This window comes from Streptomyces sp. NPDC001599, from assembly GCF_042893535.1.
Classification (GTDB): Bacteria; Actinomycetota; Actinomycetes; order Streptomycetales; family Streptomycetaceae; genus Streptomyces.
On record NZ_JBIAVA010000019.1, the window covers coordinates 20,245 to 40,621 of the forward strand.

Consider the following 20,377-nt stretch of genomic DNA (forward strand, 5'->3'; position numbering starts at 1 on the left):
TCAAAGCCTCCGTCCACCGTCGTTTTGTGTGTACTCGGGACGCTATGGGCCGTCGTTATCGGCCGCGTATCGAGCGGGCATGGGGGGAGATCCCGGCCAGGGAGAGCAGCAGGTCCTTGACCTCCGTCGCGGCGACGGACTCCCCCAGGGGCGCGTCCGGGTCGGAGACCAGCAGCACCGGCGCGTCCTCGGTACGGCCGGGCAGGCGTCCGTGGCTGCCGCGGACCCGGGCGCCGTCCAGCGGGACGACGTTCATGGTGTAGCGCAGGCCGAGCTTCTTGCGGGCCAGCGCCGCCGCCGCGCGGAGCCGGGCCGCCGCCGGGGCGTGGTGGTCGAAGCCCAGCTCGGCCGGGTCGTAGCCGGGCTTGCGGTGGATCTCGACGGTGCGGGCGAAGTCCGGGGCGCGGGCGTCGTCCAGCCAGTAGTAGTAGGTGAACCAGGCCTCGGGCCGGGCGACGGCGACGAGTTCACCGGCCCGCTCGTGGTCGAGGCCGTGCTCCTTCTTCCCGGCCTCGCCGAGCACCTCGGCGACGCCGTCCAGACCGTGCAGCAGTTCCGCCACGCGCGGCAGGTCGGCGGCCTCGCGCACGTAGACGTGGGCGACCTGGTGGTCGGCGACGGCGAAGGCCCTCGACGTCCACGGGTCCAGGTACTCCATGCCGTCCTGGGTGTGCACGGCCAGCAGCCCGGCCCGGCGCAGCGCCCGGTTGATGTCGACGGGCCTGCTGACGGGGGTGATGCCGTACTCGCTCAGCACCACGACGGTGACGCCGTCGCGGCGGGCCTCGTCGAGCAGCGGCGCCAGGGTGCGGTCCAGTGCGGCGGCGGCCCGGCGGGCCCGGCGGCCGTCGGGGCCGAAGCGCTGGAGGTCGTAGTCGAGGTGCGGCACGTAGACGAGGTTCAGGTCGGGCCGGTGGGTGTTGTGCAGGTGGCGGGCGGCGTCGACGATCCAGCGGGAGGAGGCGAGGTCCGCGGTGGGCCCCCAGTAGTGGAAGAGCGGGAAGGGCCCGAGGCGGCCGGTCAGCTCGTCGTGCAGGGAGGCCGGGTGGGTGTAGCAGTCGGGTTCCTTGCGGCCGTCGGCGTAGTAGACCGGCCGGGGCGTCACCGTCCAGTCGACGTCGGCTCCCATGGCGTACCACCAGCAGACGTTGGCGACGGTGTAGCCGGGGTGCAGCGCGCGGGCCGCCTGCCACACCTTCTCGCCGCCGACGAGCCGGTTGTGCTGCCGCCACAGCAGTACCTCGCCCAGGTCGCGGAAGTACCAGCCGTTGCCGACGACGCCGTGCTCCGCGGGCGGCCGGCCGGTCAGCAGCGTGGACTGCACCGAGCAGGTCACGGCGGGCAGCACGGTGTCCAGGCGGGCGCCGGTCCCGGCGTCGCGGAGCGCCGAGAGGCGCGGCATGTGGGCCAGCAGGCGCGGGGTGAGCCCCACGACGTCCAGCACGAGCAGGCGCTTCACGGGGTGCTCTCCTCCGTCAGGCCGAGGGCGGTCAGGGTGTCGCGGGTCCAGGCGAGTTCACCGGCGATGCCGTCGACGAGGCCGCCGCCGTCGGGGGCGCCGGGCAGCACCGGCCAGGTGTACGTCTCGACCTCCACGTGGTCGGTGAGCGCGGTCGGCCCGCCGAGCAGGGTGGTCAGCGCGGCGACCAGTTCGGGGCGGGTGCTGCGCAGGGGCGGCGGCAGGTCGCGCTGGACGGGCACGTGGTAGTGGACCCGCCAGGCCGCGTCGCCGGACAGCGCGCCCCGAAGCGCCTCGGGCAGGTCGTCGGCGGCCGACGGGCCGCCCGGTGCGGCCTGCCGCGTCTGGTGCAGGAACCGCCGCTCGGCGAAGGCGGCCAGCGCGGCGCGGGCGGCCGGGTCGGCCGGCCGGTCGGCGTGCACGGCGCAGGACGCCTGGGTCTTGACGACGGGCAGCGCGGCGGCCAGCCGGGTCAGCGCGGGACCCGGCTCCTCGAAGGCGACGGCGAGGTGGCAGGTGTCGACGCAGACGCCGAGCCGTTCGTGGTCGGCGTCGGCGAGCCGTGCCACCGCCTGGCCGGTCGTCTCGATCAGGCACCCGGGCTCCGGTTCGAACCCGACCCGCACGGTGCGCCCGGTGTCCGCGGCGAGCGCCGCCAGCCCCTGGGAGAGCAGGTCGAGGTGGCGCCGGGCGAGGTCGTCCCGGTGCGGGGTCCAGGGGGTGCGCCAGGCCAGCGGCAGCGTGGAGACGGAGCCGCGGGCGGCGTCGGGCGGCAGCAGCTCGGCCAGCACGCGGGCGCAGGCCAGGGTGTGGTCGAGGCGGGGCCGCTCGGTCCAGTCGGGCCGGTAGACGGCCTTCTTCACGGTCGGGGCGTGGAAGCCCGCGTAGGGGAAGGCGTTGAGGGTGACGACCTCGATGCCGCGCAGGTCCAGTTCCTTGCGGAGCAGGTCGAGCGCGGACCGGTCCGCGGCCAGGGCCGTCACCACCGGTGCCGCCAGCCACAGTCCGAGGCCGATCCGGTCGGCGCCGAGCCGTTCGCGCACCGGCTCCCCGTAGCGGGCGAGCTGGGCGAGGACACCGTCGAGGTCCTCGGCCGCGTGGACGTTGGTGCAGTAGGCGAGGTGGACGGTGGTGCCGTCGGGGTGCCGCAGGCGCACCGCCCGTCACCTCTCCCCGCGGCGGATCGAGCTGCCCTCGAACTCCTCGCGGGCGCCGGGGGCTTCGGAACCCTCGGGGCCGTCGAGTTCGAGGCGTCCGCTCTGCCCGTAGAAGGCGACCGGGTTGCGCCAGAGCACCTGGTCGACGTCGTCCTCGCCGAAACCGGCGGCGCGCATGGCGTCGGCGGTGCGGCGGGTCTTCAGCGGGTCGCTGCGGCCCCAGTCGGCGGCGGAGTTGACGAGGATCCGCGCGGTGCCGTACTCGCGCAGCAGCGCGACCATGCGGTCCTCGCTCATCTTGGTGTCGGGGTAGATCGAGAAACCCATCCAGCAGCCGCTGTCCGCGACGTCGCGCACGGTCACCTCGTTGAGGTGGTCGACGACGACCAGGCCCGGGTCGATGCCGGACTCGCGGACCACGTCCAGGGTGCGGCGGGTGCCGTTGGCCTTGTCGCGGTGCGGGGTGTGCACCAGGACGGGCAGCTCGTGCCGCACGGCGAGCTCCAGCTGCACGGTGAACGCCTTGTCCTCCTGCGGCGTCATCGCGTCGTAGCCGACCTCGCCGACCGCCACCACCCGGTCCCGGACCAGGTAGTCGGGCAGGACGTCGAGCACCCCGGCGAGCCGGGGGTCGTTGGCCTCCTTGGGGTTCAGGGCGAGCGCGCAGTGGTGGCGGATGCCGAACTGCTCGGCCCGGTAGGGCTCCCAGCCGAGCAGCGCGTCGAAGTAGTCGGTGAACGAGCTGACGCCGGTGCGCGGCTGGCCCAGCCAGAAGGCCGGTTCGACCAGCGCGCGGACCCCGGCGGCGGCCATCGCCTCGTAGTCGTCGGTGGTGCGGGACGTCATGTGGATGTGCGGGTCGAAGATGCGCGTCACGCCGTGGCCTCCGTGGATACGCGGTGGGTGTGCAGATAGGCGGCGACGTCGGACGGGAGTGCCCGTCCCGCGGCGCGCCGCTCGGCGGCGAAGTCGGCCATCATCCGGTCCAGTTCCGCGTCGGCGCGTGCGTCCAGAGCGGTCACCAGGTCCAGCGGGACGCCGACGAACACGCACTTGAGGACGGCCTGCCGGAAGGCGTGCGCACCGAGCCGGCGGGAGCCGTACGGGCCGACGGCGGCGGCGATCAGCCTCGGGTCGTTGCACCGCAGCGCGTCCTCGACCAGCGGCAGCCCCAGGTCGCCGAGGTCGCCCGCGGCCTCCAGCAGCGGCAGCGACCGCAGGACGGCCCGCCGTTCGGGCCCGCCCCCGATCCGGTACAGCCGGGAGACGACGGCCGCCAGCGCGGCACCGCGCACCGGAAGCGCGGCGAGCAGCAGCACGCGTACGGCGTCGTCGACGCTCCACCCCGTACCCGGACCCGCGTCCGCGCCCGCGCCTGCTTCCGCGCCGGCGTCCAGCGCGCCCCGACCGCACCGCCGGGCGGCGACCGCGAACTTCCCCTCGACCTCGCCCGGCTCGCACCGCACCGCCGCGCACGCCTGCTCCAGCCACCCGGCGGCGTCCGGGGTGAGCGCGCGCTCGAGGGCGCCGGACAGGGTGCCCGGCAGGAACCGGGCCCCGTCGCCGCCGGGGATCACGCGGCCGCTCCCCGGGCCGCTGCGCGGGCGTCGGCCTCGGCCGCGCGTAGGAAGTCCAGGGACCGGCGGGCCACTTCGGGGGCGGCGTGGCTGTGGCGGGGCAGCTCCACCGAGACCAGTCCGCGGTAGCCGGTGGCGGCCAGCGCGGACAGCACGGGCGGGAAGTCGATCTCCCCGCTGCCGAACTCCAGGTGCTCGTGGGTGCCCCGGCGCATGTCCTCGATCTGCACGTTGACCAGCCGGTCGGCGACCCGTCGTACGCAGTCGGCGACCGGCTGCGGCTCCAGGCAGCGGCAGTGCCCGATGTCCAGGGTCAGCCCGAGGGGGTGCGGGCCGCCGAGCCTGCGGCACATTTCGTCGTAGGCGTCCAGGGTGTCCACGAACATGCCGGGCTCCGGTTCGAAGCCCAGCACGACCCCGGCCCGCGCGGCGGCCTCGACGACGGTGCCGCAGCCGGCCAGCAGCCGGTCCCAGACCACCTGCCGCGGCGTGCCGACGGGGGCGGCACCGCTCCAGAAGGAGACGGCCTCCGCGCCGAGGTCGGCGGCGATCCGCACGGCCCGCAGCAGCAGGTCGACCCGGCGCTCCGCGCCCTCGGCGGACATCAGCACCGGCTGGTGCTTGCGCCAGGGGTCGAGCACGTACCGTCCGCCGGTCTCGACGACGACGGCCAGCCCGAGCCGGTCCAGCCGCGCCGCGAGCCGCCGCAGCCGGTGCGGCAGGTCGTCGGCGAACGGGTCGAGGTGCCGCGGGTCCAGGGTGAGTCCGACGCCCTCGTAGCCCAGGTCCGCGAGGACGGCCAGGGCGTCCTCCAGCGGATGGTCGCCGAAGCCGTTCGTGCCGTACCCGAATCTCGTACCGGCGCTCATGTGGGGGACACCTTTCTGCCCAGTCGTCGGGCCCACGGGAGGGCGCAGGCCAGCGCGGCGCCGGCGGCGCCGCGCCCGGCGGTCGCGGTCAGTGCCGCCTGGAGCGGGATCAGCGCGTGGATGCCGGCCGCCACCGCCCGCCGTACCTGCGGCGCGGCCGGACTCCGCGCGGCCGCGAGCTGCGCCGCCGCGCCCCCGTACGCGTACGCGGCCGTCAGGCCCCCGGCCAGGACCCGGTCCCGGGCCGGCCGGCCCCGGCCGCGCAGCAGTACGGCGGCCCCGACCGCACCGCCGACGGCGAGCGACTGCCGGGGCACCGCGCGGGGCGCGCCGCTCACCTCGTACCGGCTCAGCCGGGTGACCATGCCGGTGTGCAGGGCGACGGTGGCCGCCGCGGGCAGCGCCCGGCGCAGTCCGCCGGGTCCCGCGCCGCCCAGGACGTTCAGCGCGCGGGCCGCGGCCATGGCGGCGGCGCCGGCCGGGGTGGGCTTGAGTACGAGGTCGTACGCCCAGACGGCACCGGCCAGGGGCAGCGCCGTGGCCAGGCCCCGGCGGCCGCGGGCCAGCGCCGCGAGGCCGAGCCCGGCCGCGGTGAGTCCGCAGCCGACCGCGAGGGCCGCGGCCGGGCTCACCGCTCCGGAGGGCACCGGGCGTTCGGGCCGCTCCACGGCGTCGAGGTCGCGGTCCGCGTAGTCGTTGAGCGCCATCCCCGCCCAGTACAGGCAGACCGACGAGGCCGTCATGCCGAGCAGTTCGGGGCCGAGCGGCAGCCGGGCCGCCGCCGCTCCGGCGAGGACGTCCCCGGGCACCGACAACGCGGCCGGGGCCCGGACCAGGCGGGCCAGGTCGTGCACCCGCGGCAGGGCACTCACGCCGGCGCCCCCACCGAGCGCGCCCAGTCCACCAGGGTCGCGTACTGGGCGGCCAGGTCGTGCTCGGCGGAGCCCACCGGGTCCTTGAAGAAGAAGCCCAGCTCCGGCACCGGCCCGGCGACGCCCGCGCGGTGCGCGAGGGCCGTGAACCGGGCCAGGTCCAGCACGAGCGGCGCGGCCAGCGAGGAGTCACAGCCCTGCCAGGTGAACTGCAGGGTCATCCGGGCCCCGAGGAAGCCCTCGAACGTCACGTGGTCCCAGGCGGTCTTCCACTCCCCGAGGTCGGGGACGTGGTGGATGTGCACGCCGCCCTCGACGGCGTGGCCCAGCTCCGCCTCCAGCACCAGGCCCTTGGAGGCGTTCTTGCTGACCACCCGCTCCGGGTCGGCGAGGGTGGCCCCGTCGCCGCCGCCGAGCAGGTTGGTGCCGGACCAGGAGCGCACCCGCAGTGCCCGGCGCGCGAACATCGGCGCGAGCACCGACTTGACCAGGGTCTCGCCGGTCTTGCCGTCGCTGCCGGCGTAGGGCAGGCCCCGTTCCCGGGCGAGTTCGTCCAGGGCGGGCAGGCGCGCCCCCGTCGACGGGGTGAAGTCGACGAAGGCGCAGCCGGCCCGCAGCGCCGCGTAGGCGTACAGGGAGCTGACGGGCAGCGGCCGTTCGCCCCGCGCCAGCGCCTCGCGCAGGGCCGCGGCCGAGGCGTGCGCCGGCTGCGGCACGGCGGGCGGCTGGGTGGAGGAGACGTTCACGACGACGACCCGGTCAAGACCGAGGCGTTCCCGGAAGCCGGTGAGGTCGGCGACGATCGCCCCGGCGGCCGACGCCTGGTCCGGGGTGCCGTCGCCGCCCTCCTCCGTGCCCGGCGGCGCGGGCCTGATCTCGGCGTCGGCCGCGTCCAGTTCCGCGGTCAGCACACCCGGCAGGCCGCGGGGCAGGACGCCCGCCTCGGCGAGCTGCTCGGCCCGTTTGACCAGGCCGGTGCCGACGACGTCGTGGCCGCCGAAGACCAGCTCGTCGAAGCCGGGCAGCGGCACGCCGTCGAAGGCCTCGAGCGTGCTCACACAGCCGGTGGCCGGCACCAGCCCGGCGCGCAGCGCGGCGGCGCCGACGACGGTCGTGGTGGCCACCGAGCCACGGGCGCCCACCAGCCAGATTCCGGTACGCATGATGTCTCCTCCTGTCCTTGCCGTCGGACTTCCCGTCGGACTTGCCGTCGGACTTCCCGTGGGAGCCGGGTCCGTCAGCTCATGCCTTCGGGCAGCGGGTAGGACAGGAAGTCGCGGTCGAGTTGGTGCACGCTGCGCGGCAGCCACTTGGCGGCCTCCCGGGCCACGACCCGGCGCGGCAGCGGCTCCTTGACCTCGAACTGGGAGGGCTTGGCGATGGTCTGGATCGCCCACGCCATGGCGTTGATCGGGGCCATCCGCTCCCAGCGGTGCCGGCTGATGTCCAGCAGCATCATCGACCGCATGAAGATGAACCAGATGTGGTAACCGGGCGGCGGGTTGCCGTTCATGGTGTGCACCGGGCGCTCGCGGCGGGGGTCGTTGAGCACGCCCTGGGCGAAGTCCGCGAAGGCGCCGACGATGCCGTGGCCGTAGGGCCGGTAGTAGGTGTCGAAGACGCCGAGCTGGGCCTTGGAGAGCACCTGGAGCGGGCCCTTGATGGGGGTGACGTACTCGATGAAGTTGTTCGGGTAGTCGCTGGTGGCGGCCATGGCCATCCAGGCGTCGAAGATGGCCCGCTCCCAGCCGTCGCCGAGCGCGGTCTCGATGTCGGTGAACGCCTGCTCCAGCTCCGGGCCCACGTTGTAGAGCGTGGTCTCGTCGAACATGTACCAGAGTTCGTTGGCGCGGCGGTCGCCGAGCATGCCGGGTACGTCGGGGAAGTCGCCGTGGCCGCGGTGCGGGGTGACGGGGCGCTCGGCGGCACCGGCCGGAGCGGCGCCCAGCAGACCGGCGCCGGCGCCGAGGCCGACGGCCGCGGCGCCCCCGAGGGCGGTGGTCATCAGGCGTCGCCGGTCGAGGTGGTTCGACATGGGTTCTCCTTGGTTCTCTCGCGCGGGCAGGGTTGGGTCGGGGGTGGGTTCAGGGGGTCGCCGAAAGCGGCGGCGGCAGCGGTGGGAGGCCGGCCTCGGCGTCGTGGCGCTGGATCCAGGACACGTCCTGGACGAGGGACGACATCGTGCCCGTGGACTCGGCCCCGTCCTCGTCGGGCCGCAGCCGCTGGGAGCCGCCGCCCCGCGAACCGAGCTGGACGCGGGTGGTGTGCGGCCTGCGGACACCCTCGTAGGCGTCCAGCGCGGCCGCGATCGCCCGCCGGGCAGCGGGAGCGGAGGCGGCGGAGGCGCCGGTGCCCGTCGGGGCGTCCAGGCAGTGCGCGAGGACCGCCGCGTCCTCGACGGCCTGGCTGACGCCCTGGCCGTGGTGGGGCAGCATCGGGTGGGCCGCGTCGCCGAGCAGCGTGACGGCGCCCGCGCTCCAGCGGGCCAGCGGCTCACGGTCGTACAGCGCCCAGCGCCGGGACTCGCGCACCGCGGCCACCAGGGACTTGACGTCGGTGTTCCAGCCGTCGAAGCGGGCGGCCAGTTCGTCCAGGTCGCCGGGGGCGCTCCAGGACTCCAGGCGCCACCGCGGGTCGGGTACGACGGCGACGAAGGTGAGGAACCGCCCGCCGCGCACCGGGTAGACCAGCATGCGGGCGTCCGGGCCCGCCCACACCAGGAGCGTGTCGCCGGGCAGGCCGGGGACCTGGTCGCGGGCGACGACGCCGCGGAAGGCGCTCTGGCCGGAGAAGACGGCGGTGTCGGGCCCGGCGAGCGTGCGGCGCACCACCGAGTGCGCGCCGTCCGCGCCGATCAGGACGTCCGCGCCGGCGGTGGAGCCGTCGGCGAACTCCAGCCGGACCCCGCCCTCGGTCTCGGTGAACCGTTCGAGCCGGTGCCCGGCCCGCACCGTGCCGGCGGGCAGCGACTCGGCGAGCATGGTGTGCAGGTCGGCCCGGTGGATCGTGTAGTACGGCGCCCCGAACTCGGCGAGCCACTCCTCGCCCATCGGCTGCCGCACCAGGGTCCCCCCGTGCGACCAGTCCCGCACCTCCATGCCCGCGGGCCGCACGCCGAGGGCGCGCAGCCGCTCGCCGAGCCCCCAGCGTTCCAGGAGGCGGCTGCCGTTGGGGCCCAGGTGCATGCCCACGCCCGCTTCCCTGAGTTCCGGCGCCTGCTCGTAGACGCGTACCTCGTGGCCCTTCCGGGTCAGGGCGAGGGCGGCGGCGAGTCCGCCGATGCCCCCGCCGACGACTGCGATCCGCAGCTTCGGCACCACGTTGTCCCTTCCTCTCGTGCGCCAGGTTCGCCGCTCGGTCCGGTCAGCTCCGCTGGTCCTGGACGGGTTCCGCGCCCGACCAGACGACGGCGGCGGAGCCCCAGGTCAGCCCGCCGCCGAAGGCGGTCAGGAGCAGTCGGTCCCCGGAGCGGATACGGCCCTGCGCGGCCGCGTCGGCCAGCGCGAGGGGGATGGACGCGGCGGCGGTGTTGGCCACGTCCGCGATGTTCGACACCACCCGTTCCCGGGGCAGGCCCAGCCGCTTCGCCACCGAGGTGAGGATGCGCAGGTTCGCCTGGTGCCCGACGAAGGCGTCCACGTCCGCGAGGTCCCAGCCCGCGTGGGCGGCGGCGGAGCGCGCGGACTCCGCCATGGTGGTCACGGCACGGGCGTAGACGTCGCTTCCGCGCATGGTGAGGTACGCGCCGTCCGGCGGGATGGTGATCAGCTCGTCGCCCGTGCCGTCGCTGCCGAGTTCGGTGTGCAGCACGGCGCCCGGGTCGCCGGTGCTGCCGCGCTCCAGGAGCACGGCGCCCGCGCCGTCGCCGAACACGACGGCGGTGCCCCGGTCGTCGGGGTCCACGATCGAGGAGTAGACGTCCGCGCCGATGACCAGGGCCCGGTCGCAGGTGCCCGCGGTGATCATCGCGTCGGCCACGGACAGCCCGTACACGAAGCCGGAGCACACGGCGGACAGGTCGAACGCAGCGGCGGCCCGCAGCCCGAGCCGGGACGCCACCCGGGGCGCGGTGGCGGGGCAGCGCCGGTCCGGTGTGGTGGTGGCGAGGACGACGAGGTCGCAGTCGTCCCGTCCGGCGGACTTCAGCGCGGCGGCCCCGGCGGTGACGGCGAGGTCCCCCGTGGTGGTCCCGGGGGACACCCGGCGCCGGCGCTCGATGCCGGTACGGCTGTGGATCCAGGCGTGGTCGGTGTCCAGATGCCGCGACACCTCGTCGTTGTCGACCACGGTCTCCGGCAGACAGGTGCCCACCCCGGTGACGACGGCCCCGGTCCGACCGCCGCGCGCGGCGCTCACGGGCGTACTCCGGCCCGCACGGTGCCGGACGCCGGGACGGTACCGGCATGGGCCGCCGCGGCGTGCCGTTCCGCGAAGTCCGGGTGGGCGATCGGGGCGCTGATCAGACCCTCGGGCACGGACAGTTCGCGCAGCAGCGCGTCGGGGTCGAGGGGGGCGCCCGCCGCCTCGTGCCGGGCCGCCTCGAAGGCCAGGAGGGCGTCCTGGTCGAGGACCCCGGCCCGCAGGGCGTCCAGCGCGTGTTCCAGCACGCAGACCGCCGCGTACTGCGCGAGCAGCCGCTCGGACAGCGGGGTCGGGGCGTGGCGGGCCCAGTGGCCGATCGCCAGCGTCTGGTGGACGGCGCGGCTCCACCGCGCGCTGGCCTCACCGGCGCCGTCCCGCTCCACCCGGTCGAGCAGGTGGTCGCAGACGGCCCGCAGCACCCGGACGGCGTCCAGCCGTCCGGCCCCGGCGGCCGCCTCGTCCAGCACCCGGTCGAAGTCCTCGCGGTGGCGCAGGGCGAACCGGGTCGCCTGGTAGCCGAGGACGGTGTTGTCGCCGCCGAAGGTGACGGCGATCTCGTAGTCGTGCAGCAGGGGCGTGATCTGGTTGGCGTCGTGGTAGCCGAGCCCGCCGCACAGTTCCCGGGTCTCGGCCAGCGTGTGCCGGGCGTCGCCGGTGCAGCCGGACTTGCCGCAGGAGATCAGGGCGTGCAGCACCTGGTCACGGGCCGGCGCCCCCGCAGCGCTCCGGGCCACCGCCACCTCCGCCAGCGCCGCCATGGCGTGCCGGGCGGCCAGCGAGCGCCCCACGGCCGCCGACAGCCGCATGCGGTAGTGCTCGTGGCCGATCAGCGGCCTGCCGAAGGTCTGCTTGACGGCCGCGAACCGCGTGGTGATCGCGCAGGCGAGCAGTTGCGCGTACGCCGCTCCCACCGACGGGAAGAGCCGCTCGTGGGTGAAGGTGGCGAGGCACTCCTCGAACCGCCGGTGGCGCGGCAGCGGGGACCGGTAGGTGCCCTCCTCGTCGATCGACGCCCAGCGGTTCATCAGCGCGGACAGCGGCAGCCGGTGGTCCGTGAAGGTCAGTACGCCGGTCTGGTTGGCCGTGACGCCGCCCTTCGGCTCGGCCCGGCCGATGCGCACGCCGGGCAGCACGGCCCCGGCCTCGCGCAGCGGAACCCGCAGCCAGTGGTGTCCCTCGTCGCGCCCGCCGACCTCCAGCCGGGCCAGCACCATGGCCACGTCGCCGGTGTGCAGGCTGTTGCCGGTCCACACCTTGCTGTCGGCGGGCCGGGGCGTGTTCAGCACCAGGCTCCGGTCGTGCGGGTCGTAGGCCGCGGTGGTCCGCACCTGCTTCAGGTCCGAGCCGGCGAGCAGCTCGGAACCGGCGAAGCAGTACATCCGCTCCATCGCGTCGATCTCCCCGGCCCAGGCGTCCAGTTGCTCCGGACCGCCGTGACTGAGCAGCGCGTCGCCCGCGATCTGGTGCGAGACCAGGACGTTGAGCAGCGACAGGTCGTACGCGCCGATCCAGCCCATGGTGCGCAGGAACTCCGGGAAGCGGGCGCTGTCGCCCCGGCCCAGCCAGCGGGAGTTCGCCGAGAATCCGGCGCCGTTGAGGAGCCGCGCCCGGCGCAGCGTCAGCAGGCTGTAGTCGAGGACGCTCAGGTCGTCCGGTCGGATGGTGGCGAACTCGGGCCCGGACAGGACACGGGCCAGCTCTTCTTCGCGTTGCGTCATGGGCTCTCCAGGAAGGGAAGCTCGGATCCGGGGACGCCGTGGCGTCGTTCAGCCGGCGTCCAGCACCAGCGCGCAGTTGCTGCCCCCGAACCCGAAGGAGGTGCTCACGGCGACGTTCCCGTCGTGCCGGCGCACCCCGCCGAGGACCAGGTCGAGCTCGGGCAGGTCGGGGTCGGCCCGCTCGGTGTGCGCGATCGGCGGCAGCACTCCGCTGCGCAGGCCGCGCAGGGTCAGTACGGCCTCGATGGCGCCCGCCGCGCCGAGCGTGTGGCCCAGCAGGCCCTTGTTCGCGGTGACGGACGGGCCGTGCGGGAAGAGGCGGGCGATGAGCCGGGCCTCCGTCAGGTCGTTCTGCGGGGTCGAGGTGCCGTGCGCGTTGACGGTGGTCACGTCCTGCACCGACATGCGCGCCGCCGCCAGCGCCCGCTCGACGGCGGCCGCGGCGCCCGCACCGTCCGGGCGGGGGGCCGTCGGGTGATGGGCGTCGGAGGTGTCGGCATGCCCGAGCAGCCGCCCCAGCACCTCCGCGCCCCGGGCGCGCGCCTTGGCCGGCTTCTCCATGACGACGGCGGCGGCACCCTCGGAGATCACGAAGCCGTCGCGGTCGGCGCCGAACGGCCGGGACGCGTCGGCAGCCTTCTGTTCGGACAGCGCGCCCATCCGGGCGAACCCGGAGACGACGAGGGGGGTGACGGCCGCGTCCGTGCCGCAGACGACGACCGTGTCGCACACACCGGCGTCCAGCAGCGTCTTGCCGAGCCCGAGCGCCGAGGCCCCCGACGCGCAGGCGGCGGCCACGGTGTGACCGGGGCCGGTGATTCCGTACCGGGCGCCGATGGTCCCGGCCGCCATGTTGATCAGGGCCCGGGGATGCAGGTACGGCGACACCATGGCCGCCCCCTGCCGCTCCAGCCGCCGGTGCTGCTCGTCGTGCGTGGTCACACCCCCGAAGGCGCTGCCCACGACGACCCCGACCCGGCTGCCGTCCCAGCTGTCCGGGTCGAGCCGCGACTGCGCCAGCGCCTCCGCCACCGCCACCAGCGCGAACCGGATGAACGGATCGGTACGGGCGGTCCCGCGCCCGGTCAGCTGCCCCGGCCGCAGCGCGGGCACCCGCAGGCTGTGCCACGCCCCGGTACCGGCCAGCGGCTCGGGGTCACCGGCCTCCAGGGACCGGGCGGCGCACATCGCCTCCCAGGTCGAGTCGGTGTCGGTACCGGCCGGCGTCACCAGTCCGACACCGGTGACGGCGGCGGGCCCCTCGGTCACGCCGCTTCCAGACCCGAGCCGGCCAGCAGGACCACTTCCCCGACGGTGAGGTCCGCGATCCGCGTCTCCTCACCGCTGAGGTCCACGCCGGTCTCCTCCTTGATCCGCACGATCAGCTCGGCGACGGCCAGCGAGTCCAGCTCCAGGTTCCGCAGCGAGGCACCGTCCGTGATCTCCGCGGGGTCCACTTCCAGATCCTCGGCCAGGATCCCGTGCACAACCGACTTGGGGTCCGTACTCATCGCGTTCACCTCTGGGGCTCAGGGTTGATTCGACACCTCGAAACGAGATCGGGCTCCACTGTGCTGGCGACGGATATGCGGGACCTATCGCGCCGTTATCGGGGAGCGGAGACGGCTCGAAAAGAAAGACGGGCGGCCACTGTTCGGCCGCCCGCGGGAGTTCTGTCGTTGTACCGCTACTTCGCCGCCCGGCGTGCGGCCGTCCAGTCCGTCAGCGCTTGCGAGCAGCGCTCGAGCTGAGCGAGGAGACCGGCGGCCTCGTCCTCGCCCAGCCTGCTCGCGAGGAGGTCCTCGATGTCCCGGACGACCTCGTCGGCGCGGCGCACCAGCGCGTGGCCCGACCGGGTCAGTCGCGCTTCGAGGATGTGCTGGTGGATCGGGTGGGGCTGACGCTCGACAAGGCCACGCCCCTCCAGGTTCGACAGTACGGACGACATGGTCTGCGGGGTCACCATGCTGCGTCGCGCCAGTGCCGCACCGGACAGTCCGGGCTCCTGCTGCAGGGCGCGCAGCACGGTGTACTGGGGGACATTGACCTTGAGAGGCCTCAGGGCGGCGTGCTTGGTGGACGTGAGCTCCTGCTCCACCCGCTTGATGTGATCCCCGATTCGTCTTTCCATAGCTGATGACACCATGTCCTGGAGAGTACCTGCGCACCTCTTATTAGTGTATGTCTGCTGCGACTCATTCCAGATCGAAGAGTCGTCCCCCCGGACGCCGCCAGGCGAAGAAGAGCCGCACGGCATCGGGCCGGCCCCGCGAGGGACTCAGCGCGACGGACAGGAGCGACTCGCGCACGGCGGACCTCCGGGACGCCTCGTCGAGAACGAGGTCCCACTGCCGCATGGCGTGCGCCACGGACACGGGTACGGGCTCCGGGAGTTCGTGACCGAGGCGGCGCAGGAGCTCCTGCGCGGCCGCCATGCGGGCCAGCCCCGCCGGGGTGCACAGGCGTTCCATGACGGCGCGCCCCACCCGCGTCTCCAGTTCCGCGGCCGGGACCGCGGGCTGGCAGCCCGACGGGCAGCAGTACCCGGCCGGCTCGCCGGGTGCGGTGTGCGCGTACCGGCACGGTTCGCCGCACAGGCCGCAGACGGCACACTGGTCCAGGAGCGGCTCCTGCGGTTCCTGCGCTTCCCGCCTCTTCCCGGCCTGTTCTTCGGACACCGCTGTCATGTCCGGGAGCGCCGTCGCAGAGAGGCGTCGGCGAGGGCCGGCGGCGTGTGGTCGGCGTCGGACGGGTTCAGGTCCGTGCCCGGCGGGACGAGCTCGTCGATGCGGTCCAGGACCGCTTCCTCCAGCTCGACCGTGTCGGCCGCGAGCAGGTCCGCGAGCTGTTCCCGGGTGCGCGGGCCGATGATGGCGCTGCACACCGCGGGGTGGTTGAGCACGAAGGCCAGCGCCAGTCGGGTGAGCGGGACACCGGCCTCGGCCGACAGCTTGAGCAGCTCCTCGACCACCTGGTACTTGCGGACGTTGCCGGGCAGGTCCAGGTCGAACTTGTGCGGGATGAGGTTGCTCCGGAAGTCGTTGAGTTCCAGCGGGGCGCCGCCGCGGAACCTCCCCGTGAGCCACCCGCTGGCCAGCGGGCTCCAGGTGAGCACGCCCACCCCGTAGCGCTGGGCGGTGGGCAGTACGGCACGCTCCACGCCCCGCATGAAGATCGAGTACGGCGGCTGTTCGGTGTGGAAGGGCGTATGGCCGCGGCGGTCGGCCACCCAGCGGGACTCGACGATCTGTTCCGCCGGGAAGTCCGAGCTTCCGATCGCCATGACCTTGCCCTCGCGCACCAGGTCGGACAGGACCGAGAGGGTCTCGTCGAGGTCGGTGTCCGGGTCGGGGCGGTGGACCTGATACAGGTCGATACGGTCCGTGCCCAGGCGGCGCAGGCTTTCTTCCACGGCGCGCCGGATCCACAGCCGGGAGTTCCCGGACCGGTTGAGGCCGTCCCCCATGGGGAAGTGGACCTTGGTCGCCACCACCACCTCGTCCCGCCGCCCGCGCAGCGCCTTTCCCACGATGCGTTCGGACTCGCCGTCCGAGTACATGTCGGCGGTGTCGACGAGGTTCACGCCGGCGTCCAGGGCGTCGTGGACGAGGCGTTCCGCCTCCGCGTGATCACGCTGCCCCCACGCCCCCAGCATCATCGTGCCCAAGGCGATGCGACTCACCTTGATTCCGGTACGCCCCAGGGTGGTCGTGCGCACAACTCCTCCGTTCGTAGGCAGCCACGACGGGCACACCAGGTCGGTGCGGCGCCGTACATCTATCAGAGAGCTTATACATATGCGCCGTCTGCTGAACAGAGGGCGGGCCGGGAGGATCCCGGTGGCCGGGGCAGGCGCGTGGCGGGCCGCCGCGCGCCTGCCTCGGCTCACGGTGCTTCGGACTCCGTGGCACCACCGGAGTCGCCACCCAGGAGCCGGTGCCTCAAGGAGTGCTCCGCGGCCTGTCGCAGGCCCTCGCGTCTGCGACGCTCGATGTGCCGGAGAACGAGTCCGCGAAGCTCCGGGTGCGCCAGCACGGAGTCGAGGGCCGTCGCGGGAGGCGGGCGCACGGTCAGCCGGCCGTGACCGCGACGGGCCGCCGGGTGTCACCGGCCCGGGCACACGCGGTCGGCGCCCACTGGGCCAGGATCGCCCCCACGGTCATCCCCCCGCCGAAGCCGGCCATCAGGACGGTCTCGCCGTCGGCGAACTCCCCCTTGCGATGGGCGACGTCCAGCGTGATGGGCACCGAGGCCGACCCGGTGTTGCCGTACTTCTCGAGAGCGAGGTGCATCGTCGCCCTCGGGAGCTCCAACCGGGGCCACACCTCCCCCAGCATCACGCCGTTGGCCTGGTGCGGGACGAAGTGCCGCACCTGGTCACGGTCGACCCCGGCCCGGTCCAGCAGCTCGTGCAGCGCACCGGGGAGGTTGTCCTGCACGAAGGAACGCACCCCGCGGCCGTCCATGCGGAAGAAGTGGCCGCCTTCCCGCAGGGTGCGGTCGCTGGCCGGCCTGCGACTGCCGCCCGCGGGAACGCTGATCAGGCGGTACTGGTCTCCACGGGTCAGCAGGCTGGTCTCCTGGATGCCCCGCGCCTGGGGCACACTGCCCAGCAGGACGGCCCCCGCGCCGTCCCCGAAGAGAATGGCGGTCTTCCGGTCGGAGTAGTCGAGGATGCGCGAGTAGATGTCCGCGCCGACGACCAGGGCGTAGCGGCCCTCGCCGGCCCCCCGCAGCAGGCGTTCGGCCACGGCGGTCGCGTACACGAACCCGCTGCACACCGCGTTGATGTCGAACGCGGCCGCGTTCACCGCGCCGAGGAGATGCTGCACGATGCTTGCCGTGGCGGGCTGCGGATGGTCGGGCGTGGACGTCGCGAGGACGATGTAGGCCACGTCCCGAGGGGCGACGCCGGCCTGCTCCAGTGCCGCGCGGGCCGCTCTCGCCGCGAGGTCCGAGGTGGCGTCGCGGTCGTCGGCCCGCCGCCTCTCACGGATTCCGGTCTTGCGTACGATCCACTCGTCGGAAACCCCCGCTCCCCGTGCGACTTCCTCGTTGCTGACCACCGTGTCCGGTACGTACGAACCGGTGGCCACGATTCCCACTTGGGGCACGACCCCTCCTCTCGATCAGGGCGAGGAGCCGGATGCCCCCCGCCTGCCGTGCCGGGCCGCGTCGGCCGTGCGGCCCCGCGTCCGTCATCGCCTCGCCGCACCGGTGATCAGACGTCCCCATCCGGCGCGCCGGGCATGGGCCAGGAGCTCGGGGTGGTCGCCGACGGCGATGGGCCGACCGACCTCCCGCAGCATCGCGAGGTCGCTGATGTGATCGCCGTAGGCCGAGCTGCGGGCCAGGTCGAATCCGCCCAGCACTCCGGCGAGCCGTACCGCGCGCCCCTTCGTCGGGCCGATCATCGGCGCGAGCACCTCGCCGGTGAGCCGGCCACGGCGGATCACGGGGCGGGTGGCCAGCACCCGGCCGGCCCCGACGTCCGCGGCGATCGGGTCGAGGCACGCGAAGAACGACCCCGAGACCAGCAGGAGTTCGTGGCCGGACTCGCGGTGGCCGGCGAGGGCCTCCTCGACCTCGGGCACGTACAGGCCGCCGGGCGACTTGTGCCACTCCTCGGTGAACCACGCCCGTCCGGCCGCGGCCAGGCGGTCGGCGCTCTCACCGGCCAGGAGCCGGTAGTAGGCCCGGTTGATGTCACTGCGGGGGGCCCCGCGCCGCGCGGACTCCCGCAGCCCGGCCACGAGGCGCTGATACGTGGCCGCGGGCTCGCCACGCCGTTCCAGGTAGAACTCCAGGAAGCGGAACATGCTCTTGACGCGGATCAGCGTCTCGTCCACGTCGCAGAACACGCCGGTGCGCGACGTCGTCGGGGGTGCCGGGCGCATCACCCCGAGGGCTGTGGCGGTCATACCGGCATCCGGGCCAGTACGAGGTCGAAGGAGCACAGCGTCTCCCCCTTCTGTGTCGCCTCGACGTGCACGGGAAGCCTCGCGTCCACGCCGCCGCGCGAGTCCAGGACTCCGCCCAGCGTGTAGTCGGTGATCTCCTCGGCTCCGCTTCCCGTGAGCGGCGGTACGGTCGCGCTCAGGACCGTGTCGTCCTCCAGCTCTCCGAAACGCGTGAAGCGCACGTCCAGTTCGGTGATCAGCGTCTTGGAGGGGGCGAGCCCCCGGATGTCGAGTGCGGCGAACAGCGCGAGCTGCCGGGCGCCCTCCGCGATGACCATGCCCGGCAGGTGATCCTGCGGGTGGTCGAAGAGGCTGGCGTGGTGGGCCGGTATGCGCAGGAGTGCCTGGGCGCTGTCACCGATCACGACGCCGTCCAGCAGCACCACGTTGTCCGGGTTGGCCCGGCCGACGAGGTGGGGAGTGAGCGGCGCCCCGGGCGTGGCCGCGGGATGGCTGGCGGAGGACGGCAGGGCCATGCCGTCGCGGTTGTTGAGGCGCAGCGTGAGGTAGCCGTTCGGGTTCTTGAAGCGGAGCCCGATGGCGGCGGTGCCGATCGGTGAACCGTCGACGTACAGGTCGATCTCGTAGTCGAGCCCCGTGACCCGGTTCTCCCGCTCCTTGCGGCTCGCTATGCGTACGCGCATGGAGAGGCGGAACGGCGAGGTCCCCACGTAGGTCAGACTCGGGCGGTCCAGCCGCAGCCGCAGGTGCGTGAGGATGAACTTGTGGTCGGCGGGGACGGCGAAGAAGCGGTGGGCGCCTGCGAGCGCGGCCTGTCGGCACGCCTCCAGGATCAGCAGCGGATCGTGGCAGCTGGGCCGCAGCAGGTGGTCTCCGTAGTAGGCGTGCGAGCGGGGCAGTTGGGCCCCGGCGGCGTAACCGGCTGCGTCGATGGCCTGCAGATCCGTCAGGAACACCTCGCCCAGGGCGTCCCGATGGACGAGCAGTCGGTCGACGGTCCGGGTGTAGTCCAGCGACGGCAGCGCCGGTGATGCGACTTGGGGTGCTGTGGTCATGGGTGGCCTGGCTTCCTGTTCGCGGTCGTGAGTTCCTTGCTCTGAGAATGCGGAGGTGGGCGTTTCGCCGGTCGGGGGAACTCAGGCCGGATACACGTCGCCGGGCAGCTTGCGGTCGGAGCCCTCGCGGCCGATGTGCCAGTAGGGGTAGGGCGCGGTGGTCTCGCTGACCTTGTCGAGCCGGCCCAGCTCCTCCTCGGTCAACGACCACTCCATGGCCTGGAGGTTGTCGGCGAGCTGGTGCGGCTTGGTGGCGCCGACCACGGCGGAGGTGATGCCCGGCTTGGCGAGGACCCAGTTCAGCGCGACCTGTGCGACGGACGCGTCGTGGTCGGCGGCGATCCTCGCCATCTCGTCGACGATGTCGTACGCCTGGGCCTCGTCGGTCAGCGGCGTGGTCTCGGACGGCGTGCGCTGGGCGAGGCGGCTGCCCTCGGGGCGGCCCTCGCCACGCCGGTACTTCCCCGTGAGGAAACCGCCGGCCAGCGGCGACCAGGCGGTGATGCCGACGTTCTGGTCGACGGCCAGCGGGACGATCTCCCGCTCCAGGTCGCGGGCGCCGATGTTGTAGTAGCCCTGGTAGCAGACGAAGCGGTTGAGGTTGCGGCGCTCGGAGACCGAGAGGGCCTTCATCAGCTGCCAGCCGGCGAAGTTGGAGACCCCGATGTAGCGGATCTTGCCGGAGCGGATCAGGTCGTCCAGGGCGCGCAGCGTCTCGTCGAGCGAGGTGCGTGGGTCGAATCCGTGTATGTGGTAGAGGTCGATGTAGTCGGTGTTCAGCCGGCGCAGGCTGTTCTCGACCGCCGCGTACAGGTGGTGGCGGGTGGCTCCGAGGTCGTTGGGGTCGTCGGTGATGCGCCACCGGCCCTTGGTGCCGATGATGACGCGGTCGCGCACCTTGCCGAGGGTGCGGCCGAAGAACTCCTCGCCCTTGCCGTTCTTGTAGACGTCGGCGGTGTCGAAGAAGTTGATGCCGGCGTCGAGCGCCTGGTCCATCATCCGCGCCACGTTGGCGTCCTCGACCGTGCCGAACTCCGACCAGTTGCGGTCGGAGGCGCCCAGGAAGGTCGCCCCGCCGCCGAAGGTCATGGCGCCGAAGCACAGTTCGGAGACGGACAGACCGGTGTCTCCCAGGTAGCGGTATCGCATCTTCGCCTGCTTTCCCTTGATGTGTGCGTGCGTTGACTGGCCGCGGGGGCGCGGACGGCGCTGTCCGCGCCCCCACCGGAGGGGCCCGCCGGGGGGAACGCGGGCCCGCGGGAGGGGGATCCCGTGGGGTGGAGGGAGTGCCCGGGACGGGGGGAGACCGGGCACTCCCGGCTCTCGGCGGATCCATCGGCATCCGGTGGTCCAGGAGACCGGGGCGTACTCCTGGACGGATCCCCTT

Annotated in this window: 20 protein-coding genes; all 20 read right to left on the reverse strand. The window is 73.8% G+C overall.

Features of this window, described 5'->3' with window-relative positions:
* Positions 1-55: 55 nt before the first annotated feature.
* The 20 genes from ACFYZ3_RS33185 to ACFYZ3_RS33280 all read right to left on the reverse strand — a co-directional run bounded on the left by ACFYZ3_RS33185 (position 56) and on the right by ACFYZ3_RS33280 (position 20,139).
* On the reverse strand, positions 56-1,459 hold the full coding sequence (locus ACFYZ3_RS33185; protein WP_388525595.1) for an alkaline phosphatase family protein: 1,404 nt from the start codon (positions 1,457-1,459) through the stop codon (positions 56-58).
* A complete protein-coding gene (gene eboE, locus ACFYZ3_RS33190; protein WP_388525598.1) occupies positions 1,456-2,616 on the reverse strand; it encodes a metabolite traffic protein EboE in 1,161 nt (386 codons plus the stop codon). Before eboE ends, ACFYZ3_RS33185 begins: the two co-directional genes overlap by 4 nt.
* 6 nt (positions 2,617-2,622) lie before the next feature.
* Positions 2,623-3,492 (reverse strand): TatD family hydrolase, encoded by an 870-nt coding sequence (locus ACFYZ3_RS33195; RefSeq protein WP_388525601.1) that lies wholly within the window; start codon positions 3,490-3,492, stop codon positions 2,623-2,625.
* Entirely contained in the window at positions 3,489-4,193 is a 705-nt protein-coding gene (locus ACFYZ3_RS33200; RefSeq protein ID WP_388525604.1) for an EboA domain-containing protein, read from the reverse strand. Before ACFYZ3_RS33200 ends, ACFYZ3_RS33195 begins: the two co-directional genes overlap by 4 nt.
* Positions 4,190-5,062: a sugar phosphate isomerase/epimerase family protein gene (locus ACFYZ3_RS33205; RefSeq protein ID WP_388525607.1), complete on the reverse strand. Its 873-nt coding sequence runs from the start codon at positions 5,060-5,062 to the stop codon at positions 4,190-4,192. Before ACFYZ3_RS33205 ends, ACFYZ3_RS33200 begins: the two co-directional genes overlap by 4 nt.
* Entirely contained in the window at positions 5,059-5,934 is an 876-nt protein-coding gene (locus tag ACFYZ3_RS33210) for an SCO3242 family prenyltransferase (protein WP_388525610.1), read from the reverse strand. Before ACFYZ3_RS33210 ends, ACFYZ3_RS33205 begins: the two co-directional genes overlap by 4 nt.
* Positions 5,931-7,097: an inositol-3-phosphate synthase gene (locus ACFYZ3_RS33215; protein ID WP_388525613.1), complete on the reverse strand. Its 1,167-nt coding sequence runs from the start codon at positions 7,095-7,097 to the stop codon at positions 5,931-5,933. Before ACFYZ3_RS33215 ends, ACFYZ3_RS33210 begins: the two co-directional genes overlap by 4 nt.
* A 74-nt stretch (positions 7,098-7,171) precedes the next feature.
* The gene (locus ACFYZ3_RS33220) at positions 7,172-7,969 is read right to left on the reverse strand and encodes a hypothetical protein (RefSeq protein ID WP_388525616.1); all 798 of its coding nucleotides are present in this window, start codon (positions 7,967-7,969) and stop codon (positions 7,172-7,174) included.
* 49 nt (positions 7,970-8,018) lie between these two features.
* Entirely contained in the window at positions 8,019-9,254 is a 1,236-nt protein-coding gene (locus tag ACFYZ3_RS33225) for an FAD-dependent monooxygenase (RefSeq protein WP_388525618.1), read from the reverse strand.
* A 43-nt stretch (positions 9,255-9,297) separates the two neighbouring features.
* A complete protein-coding gene (locus ACFYZ3_RS33230; protein WP_388525621.1) occupies positions 9,298-10,290 on the reverse strand; it encodes a beta-ketoacyl-ACP synthase III in 993 nt (330 codons plus the stop codon).
* Positions 10,287-12,014: an acyl-CoA dehydrogenase family protein gene (locus tag ACFYZ3_RS33235; protein ID WP_388525624.1), complete on the reverse strand. Its 1,728-nt coding sequence runs from the start codon at positions 12,012-12,014 to the stop codon at positions 10,287-10,289. Before ACFYZ3_RS33235 ends, ACFYZ3_RS33230 begins: the two co-directional genes overlap by 4 nt.
* Positions 12,015-12,062: 48 nt before the next feature.
* The gene (locus tag ACFYZ3_RS33240; RefSeq protein ID WP_388525627.1) at positions 12,063-13,283 is read right to left on the reverse strand and encodes a beta-ketoacyl-[acyl-carrier-protein] synthase family protein; all 1,221 of its coding nucleotides are present in this window, start codon (positions 13,281-13,283) and stop codon (positions 12,063-12,065) included.
* Positions 13,280-13,525 (reverse strand): acyl carrier protein, encoded by a 246-nt coding sequence (locus ACFYZ3_RS33245; protein ID WP_109034895.1) that lies wholly within the window; start codon positions 13,523-13,525, stop codon positions 13,280-13,282. The genes ACFYZ3_RS33240 and ACFYZ3_RS33245 overlap by 4 nt, the downstream gene beginning before the upstream one ends.
* A gap of 176 nt (positions 13,526-13,701) precedes the next feature.
* Positions 13,702-14,145 carry a MarR family winged helix-turn-helix transcriptional regulator gene (locus tag ACFYZ3_RS33250; protein ID WP_388525631.1) on the reverse strand — a complete coding sequence of 148 codons (444 nt, stop codon included), beginning with the start codon at positions 14,143-14,145 and terminating at the stop codon, positions 13,702-13,704.
* A 64-nt stretch (positions 14,146-14,209) separates the two neighbouring features.
* On the reverse strand, positions 14,210-14,701 hold the full coding sequence (locus ACFYZ3_RS33255; RefSeq protein WP_388525634.1) for a hypothetical protein: 492 nt from the start codon (positions 14,699-14,701) through the stop codon (positions 14,210-14,212).
* Positions 14,698-15,732, reverse strand: a complete 1,035-nt coding sequence (locus ACFYZ3_RS33260; protein WP_388525637.1) for an aldo/keto reductase — start codon at positions 15,730-15,732, stop codon at positions 14,698-14,700. The genes ACFYZ3_RS33255 and ACFYZ3_RS33260 overlap by 4 nt, the downstream gene beginning before the upstream one ends.
* A 352-nt stretch (positions 15,733-16,084) precedes the next feature.
* Positions 16,085-17,128, reverse strand: coding sequence for a 3-oxoacyl-ACP synthase III family protein (locus tag ACFYZ3_RS33265; RefSeq protein ID WP_388525640.1), 1,044 nt, complete (start codon positions 17,126-17,128; stop codon positions 16,085-16,087).
* Positions 17,129-17,212: 84 nt separating this feature from the next.
* Complete coding sequence (locus ACFYZ3_RS33270; protein ID WP_388525642.1) at positions 17,213-17,935, reverse strand: HAD family hydrolase; 723 nt, start codon at positions 17,933-17,935, stop codon at positions 17,213-17,215.
* On the reverse strand, positions 17,932-18,990 hold the full coding sequence (locus ACFYZ3_RS33275) for a ScbA/BarX family gamma-butyrolactone biosynthesis protein (protein WP_388525645.1): 1,059 nt from the start codon (positions 18,988-18,990) through the stop codon (positions 17,932-17,934). Before ACFYZ3_RS33275 ends, ACFYZ3_RS33270 begins: the two co-directional genes overlap by 4 nt.
* Before the next feature lie 81 nt (positions 18,991-19,071).
* Complete coding sequence (locus ACFYZ3_RS33280; RefSeq protein ID WP_388525648.1) at positions 19,072-20,139, reverse strand: aldo/keto reductase; 1,068 nt, start codon at positions 20,137-20,139, stop codon at positions 19,072-19,074.
* Between the last annotated feature and the right edge of the window lie 238 nt (positions 20,140-20,377).